10 protein-coding genes and 1 tRNA gene are annotated in these 7,156 nt (G+C 35.3%); all 11 read left to right on the top strand.

Features of this window, described 5'->3' with window-relative positions:
• Positions 1-298: 298 nt before the first annotated feature.
• Positions 299-371, top strand: a tRNA-Phe gene (locus AB1397_01440).
• A gap of 104 nt (positions 372-475) precedes the next feature.
• Complete coding sequence (gene purD, locus AB1397_01445) at positions 476-1,762, top strand: phosphoribosylamine--glycine ligase (GenBank protein ID MEW6481662.1); 1,287 nt, start codon at positions 476-478, stop codon at positions 1,760-1,762.
• A complete protein-coding gene (locus AB1397_01450) occupies positions 1,763-2,095 on the top strand; it encodes a histidine triad nucleotide-binding protein (GenBank protein MEW6481663.1) in 333 nt (110 codons plus the stop codon).
• A gap of 13 nt (positions 2,096-2,108) precedes the next feature.
• Positions 2,109-2,294 carry a 30S ribosomal protein S21 gene (rpsU, locus tag AB1397_01455; protein ID MEW6481664.1) on the top strand — a complete coding sequence of 62 codons (186 nt, stop codon included), beginning with the start codon at positions 2,109-2,111 and terminating at the stop codon, positions 2,292-2,294.
• A gap of 11 nt (positions 2,295-2,305) precedes the next feature.
• Complete coding sequence (locus AB1397_01460; protein MEW6481665.1) at positions 2,306-3,079, top strand: AAA family ATPase; 774 nt, start codon at positions 2,306-2,308, stop codon at positions 3,077-3,079.
• 46 nt (positions 3,080-3,125) lie between these two features.
• Entirely contained in the window at positions 3,126-3,476 is a 351-nt protein-coding gene (locus AB1397_01465) for a hypothetical protein (GenBank protein ID MEW6481666.1), read from the top strand.
• Entirely contained in the window at positions 3,463-4,083 is a 621-nt protein-coding gene (locus tag AB1397_01470; protein MEW6481667.1) for an MBL fold metallo-hydrolase, read from the top strand. The genes AB1397_01465 and AB1397_01470 overlap by 14 nt, the downstream gene beginning before the upstream one ends.
• Positions 4,053-4,934: a site-specific tyrosine recombinase XerD gene (gene xerD, locus AB1397_01475; protein MEW6481668.1), complete on the top strand. Its 882-nt coding sequence runs from the start codon at positions 4,053-4,055 to the stop codon at positions 4,932-4,934. The genes AB1397_01470 and xerD overlap by 31 nt, the downstream gene beginning before the upstream one ends.
• A 67-nt stretch (positions 4,935-5,001) precedes the next feature.
• Positions 5,002-5,763 carry an AAA family ATPase gene (locus AB1397_01480; GenBank protein MEW6481669.1) on the top strand — a complete coding sequence of 254 codons (762 nt, stop codon included), beginning with the start codon at positions 5,002-5,004 and terminating at the stop codon, positions 5,761-5,763.
• A gap of 56 nt (positions 5,764-5,819) precedes the next feature.
• Entirely contained in the window at positions 5,820-6,815 is a 996-nt protein-coding gene (gene argC, locus AB1397_01485; GenBank protein ID MEW6481670.1) for an N-acetyl-gamma-glutamyl-phosphate reductase, read from the top strand.
• A gap of 86 nt (positions 6,816-6,901) precedes the next feature.
• A partial coding sequence (locus tag AB1397_01490; GenBank protein ID MEW6481671.1) for an aminotransferase class I/II-fold pyridoxal phosphate-dependent enzyme occupies positions 6,902-7,156 on the top strand: 255 nt, incomplete at its 3' end.

A 7,156-nucleotide genomic window follows, 5' to 3' on the forward strand; every position in this document is an offset into this window, starting at 1 on the left:
CTTAAACCTTCAATTCAAAATTCAAAATTTAGAATTCAAAATTTCTTAAAAGGTGGATGAATTTTTAACAGATAAACACAACCCTATCTATTTTTGCACTAAGTAATGGAAGATACTATAGCTATCTAAAATTATTTGTCTCTATTTTTTATGTGGTAAATTTATCTTATAACCACGAATGAACACGAATAGAGGATACAAAATTACTGTTTCATCCAAAGTTATCTGTGGCTTAAGAAGTAGGTGTCAGGGAGGGGAGCGTAGTCCCCTATGAGGAGCGCGAAGGCGAAGCGATAAAGGCGAGGTAGCTCAGTTGGTAGAGCGCGGGACTGAAAATCCCGGCGTCCCCAGTTCGATTCCGGGCCTCGCCATTTTTAATCTTCCAAACTTCTTAAGTTAAGAACTTCTGAAGTTTTTAAGTTTAGAATTTAAAAAAGCCTTGACTAAATGATAAAAGTAAAATTATACTTTTGTTATGAAAATTTTAATTATCGGGAATGGAGGGAGGGAAGATGCCATTGGATGGAAGCTTTCCCAAAGCCCTAATGTAGATGAAATATTTGTTGCCCCTGGAAATGGTGGAACAAAAAGGTTTGGAAAAAATATAGCTGTAAAGAAAAAAGACCTATTTTCTCTTTCCTCCTTTGTAAAGGAGCAAAAAATAGACCTTACCATAGTTGGACCAGAAACGCCGCTTGCTAGCGGAATAGTTAATCATTGGAATGAAAAAAACCTTATGATATTTGGACCTTCAAAAGAGGCAGCACAACTTGAGACAAGCAAGGTATTTGCAAAGGAATTTATGAGAAAAAACAATATCCCAACCGCAAAATTTAAGGTATTCTCAGAGGCAGAAGAGGCATTAAAGTATATCTTTAAAAAGAAGTATCCAATTGTAATAAAAGCAGATGGTTTATGCTTTGGAAAAGGAACATTTGTCTGCGAAGACCAAAGGGAAGGAACAACAGCTATAGGGAAGATTATGGAGGAGAGAATATTTAATTCTGCGGGAGATAAGGTAATTATTGAAGATTTTATCGAGGGAGAGGAGGCTTCATATATTGCCTTTATTGAGGGAGAAAATTTTCTTTCCCTACCCATATCCCAGGATCATAAAAGGATATTTGATGGCGATTCTGGACCAAATACAGGTGGAATGGGTGCATATTCTCCCACCAGCCTAATCACGCAAGATTTAGAGGAAAAAATAAAGAAAGATATTTTAATTCCTACAATTTCAGGTCTTCATAATCTGGGAATTGTATTTAAAGGAATTCTCTATCTTGGGCTTATTTTTAAGGATAACAATCCGTATCTTCTGGAATACAATACAAGATTTGGAGACCCAGAGACACAGGCAATAATTCCAAGATTACGCTCAGATCTTCTAATACCCATTATGGCAACCATAGAGGGAGGGTTGAATAAGGTAAAATTAGAAGTAGATAAAAGAAAATCCCTTTGCGTGGTTCTTGCCTCCTTAGGCTATCCAGAAAATTATGAGAAACATAAAGAAATAAAAGGTGTTTCCCAAATAAATGATAATGATATTTTTGTTTTCTATGCAGGTGTGGAGGATAGGGAGGGAAAGCTCCTTACCTCTGGTGGAAGGGTATTGGGAATAACAGGATTAGGAAATACTATAAAATCCGCAAAAACAAAGGTTTATAATGCAATATCTAATGTAAAATATGAAAATATATATTTTAGAAGTGATATTGGAGATAGGGAGATAAAAAGGGAGGAAGAATTTAGGATTTAAATGGAAGATTGTATCTTTTGTAAGATTGTAAATAAAGAGATAAAGGCAAATATTGCCTATGAGGATGAAAAAATGATGGCATTTTATGATATAAATCCACAGGCTCCATTTCATCTTCTCTTAATTCCAAAAAAACACATTGCAGATATTCTTTCACTTGAAGATAAAGATATAATTGGTGAAATGATGTTGAAAATTAAGGAATTAACAAAGGATATTTCACAAAATGGTTTTAGAATAGTGATAAATTGTGGAAGAGATTCGGGATGTGAGGTCTTTCACTTACACATTCATATATTAGGAGGAAGGAGGTTAAATTGGCCTCCGGGATAAAATGAAAAAAGCAATGGTTGGGATAAAGGTTTATGACAATGAATCCTTAGACAATGCCTTAAGAAGATTCAAAAGAAAATGCCTTGAGGAAGGAATAACAGAGGAGCTTAAAAAACGGGCATATTATGATAAACCTTCTGTGAGAAGAAAAAAGAAAAGCGTGCTTGCTCGTAAAAAAAGATGGGCAATTATTTATTAAAAAAGGCCTGAATGGGGAAAATTATTGCGATTGCTAACCAAAAGGGTGGCGTGGGAAAGACCACAACTTGTGTTAATTTAGGAGCAGGAATTTCCTCTTTGGGTTATAAAACCTTAATTATAGATATGGATCCCCAAGCAAATGCAAGCATCCATCTGGATATTTCAATTCATAAATTAAACCATTCAATGTATGATGTTTTAATTTCACAAGATATAAAACTATCCGATATAATTCTTAAAACATCCGTTTCTAAATTAGATGTAGCCCCATCACATATCAATCTCTCTGGAGCAGAGATAGAACTTGTCAATATGATTGGAAGGGAGAGGGTTTTAAAAGAGAAGGTAGAGGAAATAATAGACAGCTATGATTATATTTTGATTGATTGCCCACCTTCACTTGGGCTTCTTACCCTAAATTCATTGACCACCGCACAATATCTGATTATACCCCTTCAGACAGAATTTTTTGCCCTAGAGGGAATAGATAAGCTTATAAGGACAATTGAGATTGTAAAGAATAAGTTAAATCATAGCCTTGAAATTTTAAGTATAGTTCCTACCCTCTATACAGAGAAAACAAAGCTTGCAAAAGAGGCTTTAGAAAAGATTACGGGTTATTTTAAAAACAATGTTTCCAAAACAAGGATAAGGAGAAATGTAAAGCTTGCTGAGTCTCCATCGCATGGAATGCCCATAATGCTCTATGCACCAAGGTCATATGGAACAATTGATTATCACGACCTTTCTAAAGAAATTGTTAAAAAAACAATAAAAGTCTAAAGAGTCTATGGGGTTAAGGAAAAATGAATTTTAAGTAGAAAGACAAATGAAAAAGCCTGTATTGGGAAAAGGGGCAGATGCCCTATTTGAAATAACCCAAACCGACACAAAAGGGATAGAGGAGAAGGTCTTAAGTTCTAAACTTCCGAAGTTTAGAACTTTTGAACATAGACTTACAATCCTTCTTAAAGAATCCCACCTTTCTTTTCTTTCGGGGCTTGAGAAAAAGATTATGAGAAGCAGAAACTCTAAAAACAAAAGGGAGAGGATAACAAAAAATTCAATAATCAGGGCCTGCCTTGATGCAATGGCTAATCTTCCTATCGATACATCCGAAATTCCAGATGAAAGAGAGCTTTTAAGAAGGATAGAGAGGGCAATAAATGAAAGGGCTTAAAACCTTTTGTGTAGGAGACTACGAAACAAATTGCTATCTTATCTTTAACAAGAAGAGCGCAATATTGATTGATGCAGGAGAAGGTGTAGAGCAAATTATATATTTTCTCTATTCACATAAGCTATCCCTTAAATATATCATAAATACACATTGCCATATAGACCATATTATGGGAGATGATGAGATAAGAAAAGAGACAAAAGCAGAGCTTCTTGTCCATCTTAAAGACAAAGAAGGACTTTTTAATCCCCTTCTTAATTTATCGGGATTTTTGGGCTCTTCTATGAAATTTAAAGAAGCCACAAGAACAATTAAAGAAAATGACATTATCACAGTGGGGGATATAAACCTTAAGGTTATTGAAACACCAGGCCATACCCCAGGCTCTATCTCCCTTCTTTTTGATGATGCTATATTTTGTGGCGATACGATATTTTCACAGGGAATAGGAAGAACAGACCTTCCAGGGGGAGACCATAAAATCTTAATAAATTCCATTAAGAAATTATTAAATTTTCCAGATAACACAACACTTTATCCAGGACATGGAAATCCAGTAACAATAAAAGAGGCAAAATGTCAGCTTGTGAGCTTGATAAATTCATAGATTACCTCTTATTAGAAAGGGGGTTTTCAAGGAATACAGTCTCTGCATATAGAAATGACATTAGCCATTTTATCCTTTTCCTTAAAAAAACAGCCTTTCAAGATATAGACATAAAAATTCTTTTTAATTACTTATTAACTCTTAAAAAAAATAATCTTTCTTCAAGTAGTATATTAAGAAAAATTGCAAGCATAAGGGCATTTTTTAAATTCCTCCTTCAAGAGGGAATTATACAATCAAATCCAGCATCTTTTCTTAAATCTCAAAAAAGGGAAAGGAAACTTCCAAATTTCTTAACTTATGAGGAGATAGAAAAGCTTCTTTCTTCTCCTAATATTACAAGCAATTTGGGGATAAGAGATAAAGCATTACTTGAACTATTATACTCAACGGGAATGAGAGTCTCTGAGATTACTAAATTAAAAATTGAACAATTAAACCTTGAGCTTGGATTTGTCAGGGTATTTGGAAAAAGGGAAAAGGAAAGGATTGTTCCCATTGGAAAGGAGGCAATAAAATATCTTAAAGTTTTTCTTCAAAAAAGGGGATGTTTTTTGAAGAAAAAAGGGGATTCTGGCTTTCTTTTTTTAAATTGGAGGGGCTCTCCTTTAACCAGGGAGGCTGTTTGGAAAATGATTAAAAGATATGGAATAATTGCTGGAATAAGAAAAAACCTATTTCCCCATATCATTAGGCATTCATTTGCCACGCACCTTTTAAGAAATAAGGCTGATCTTAGGGTAATTCAAGAATTACTTGGACATTCTGATATATCAACCACCCAAATTTATACACACCTTGACAGCAATACAATGAAGGAATTTCATAAAAGATATCATCCAAGAGCATAAAAATTGCAAATTTTAAAATGCAAATCTCAAATTGATGAGAGGATAAAAATTTGGAGCGAAGCGACGAATGGCATATACAATTGCTGTAGCGGGAAAGGGAGGTTGTGGAAAGACAACAATCACAAGCCTTATAATCAACTATCTTCTTTCCTTAAAAAAAGGCTCTATCCTTGCGGTTGATGCAGATCCCTCCTTTAACCTCCATTTCCTTTTGGGAATGGATGCTCCTAAAACACTTGGCCAATTAAAGGAGTCTGCGAAGAAGGATAAACCCAATTCAATGGACTTATTCTCATTCCTTGAATATGGGACAAATATGGCAATAGATGAGGGAAAAATTGACCTTTTGGCTATGGGAAGAAAAGAGGGGAAGGGGTGCTATTGCTCGGTTAATAATGCCTTAAGGGAGGTATTAAACAAAATTGCAAAATCCTATAATTATATTGTTATTGACAATGAGGCAGGGATTGAGCATATAAGCAGGCAGACAGATGCAAGCGTTAACCTTATGTTTATTGTTATTGATCCTTGTTTGAGAAGCCTCATAACAGCCAAAACCATAATAAACCTTATAAAAGAGCTTGAAAATGATGTAAGTAAGGTTTGTTTGATTGGAAATAAGATGGACAAAATACCCAATTGGCTTAAAATGGATATTCCATTTTTAGGCTGTATTCCATTCGATCCAATGCTTCAAAAATACGAGGAAGAAAACCTTTCCTTCCTTTCTTTTCCAGAAACATCCTTATCATATCAGGCATTAAAAAAGATATGCGTTCAGGTATTAGGGGAAAGCGATGAAGAAAGAGCACCAGGGCCCCACTCATAGGTGGATGAATTTTTTATTGTAATTCTTCCACCTTTCACATATAATATATAATATAAATGATTAAAGTAAGCATTATCGGAGCAACGGGTTATACAGGAAGGGAGCTTATAAGACTCCTTTTAAGGCATAGGGAGGCAGAAATTATCCATCTTTCTGCCCACATAGAGAAAGAGATGCCAATTTCTGATATATTTCCTGGCCTTCTTTGCAATATTTCTGTTAAAACCACAATGGATGTAGCATCTTGTGCAGAATCTGATGTTATCTTTCTCTGCCTTCCACACATCGTGTCACAGGAGTATATTCCCTCCCTATATGAGCTTAAAAAAAGGGTAGTAGACCTCTCATCAGATTTCAGGCTAAAAGACCCCGATGTATATGAGAAATGGTATAATACCCAGCACCTCGCACCCCATCTTATAAAAGAGTCAGTTTATGGATTACCCGAGCTTTACAGAGAAAAAATAAAGGATGCAAAGATTATAGCAAACCCAGGCTGCTATCCTACATCTTCTATACTAGCCCTTGCTCCAGCTATAAAAAATAGGCTTATAGATTTAAACTCTATAATCATTGATGCAAAAACAGGCATTTCTGGTGCAGGAAGAAGCCCAAGCATGCTTACCCATTTTCCCGAGGTAAATGAAAGCGTTTCTGCATACTCTATTTTTACACATCGCCATACCCCTGAGATAAATCAGGAGCTTTCATTATTGGCAGGAGAGAGGGTAAATGTTACCTTTACCCCCCATCTTATCCCAATGGATTGCGGTATACTCTCAACCATCTACATCAAGGTTTTAAGCGATGTCAAGCTTTTGGATGTCTATAAGGATTTCTATAAAAATGAGCAATTTGTAAGAATTGTTGACAAGCCCCCAAAAACAAAGGAGGTGGTTGGAACAAATCTATGCCTTATAAATATAGCCCAAGAAAAGCAAGAGGCTGTAGTAACATCAGCCATAGATAACCTTATAAAAGGTGCCTCTGGACAGGCTGTTCAGAATATGAACATTATGTTTGGTATTTCGGAGAGGGAAGGGCTTTTATAATTTAGAGATTTTTAATGAAAAGAAGCGAACTAATTTTTTACCCACCAATTGACTTTCTTTCTCATCCATTTTTATAATTTTTAAGGATGATTATATCAGAAAAGGCAAAGAATGTAGCAGCTTCAGAGACATTGGCAATCTCATCAAAGGCAAAGGAATTAAAAAATAAGGGTTTTAATCTGATTAACCTCTCTGTAGGAGAGCCTGATTTTGACACCCCAGATTATATAAAGGAGGCAATCATAAAGGCCTTAAGGGAGAAAAAGACAAAATACACAGATGCATCTGGAATAATTGAGCTAAAAGGGGCAATTGCAAGAAAGCTAAAAACAGAAAATGGG

This window comes from bacterium, assembly GCA_040756715.1.
Taxonomy (GTDB): Bacteria; UBA9089; UBA9088; order UBA9088; family UBA9088; genus JBFLYE01.

Excerpts from the sequence above, each read along its gene's own strand:
- rpsU (MEW6481664.1), top strand. The coding sequence starts at position 2,109 with ATGGTTGGGATAAAGGTTTATGACAATGAATCCTTAGACAATGCCTTA.
- AB1397_01465 (MEW6481666.1), top strand. The coding sequence starts at position 3,126 with ATGAAAAAGCCTGTATTGGGAAAAGGGGCAGATGCCCTATTTGAAATA.
- argC (MEW6481670.1), top strand. The coding sequence starts at position 5,820 with ATGATTAAAGTAAGCATTATCGGAGCAACGGGTTATACAGGAAGGGAG.
- AB1397_01470 (MEW6481667.1), top strand. The coding sequence starts at position 3,463 with ATGAAAGGGCTTAAAACCTTTTGTGTAGGAGACTACGAAACAAATTGC.
- AB1397_01480 (MEW6481669.1), top strand. The coding sequence starts at position 5,002 with ATGGCATATACAATTGCTGTAGCGGGAAAGGGAGGTTGTGGAAAGACA.
- purD (MEW6481662.1), top strand. The coding sequence starts at position 476 with ATGAAAATTTTAATTATCGGGAATGGAGGGAGGGAAGATGCCATTGGA.
- xerD (MEW6481668.1), top strand. The coding sequence starts at position 4,053 with ATGTCAGCTTGTGAGCTTGATAAATTCATAGATTACCTCTTATTAGAA.
- AB1397_01460 (MEW6481665.1), top strand. The coding sequence starts at position 2,306 with ATGGGGAAAATTATTGCGATTGCTAACCAAAAGGGTGGCGTGGGAAAG.
- AB1397_01450 (MEW6481663.1), top strand. The coding sequence starts at position 1,763 with ATGGAAGATTGTATCTTTTGTAAGATTGTAAATAAAGAGATAAAGGCA.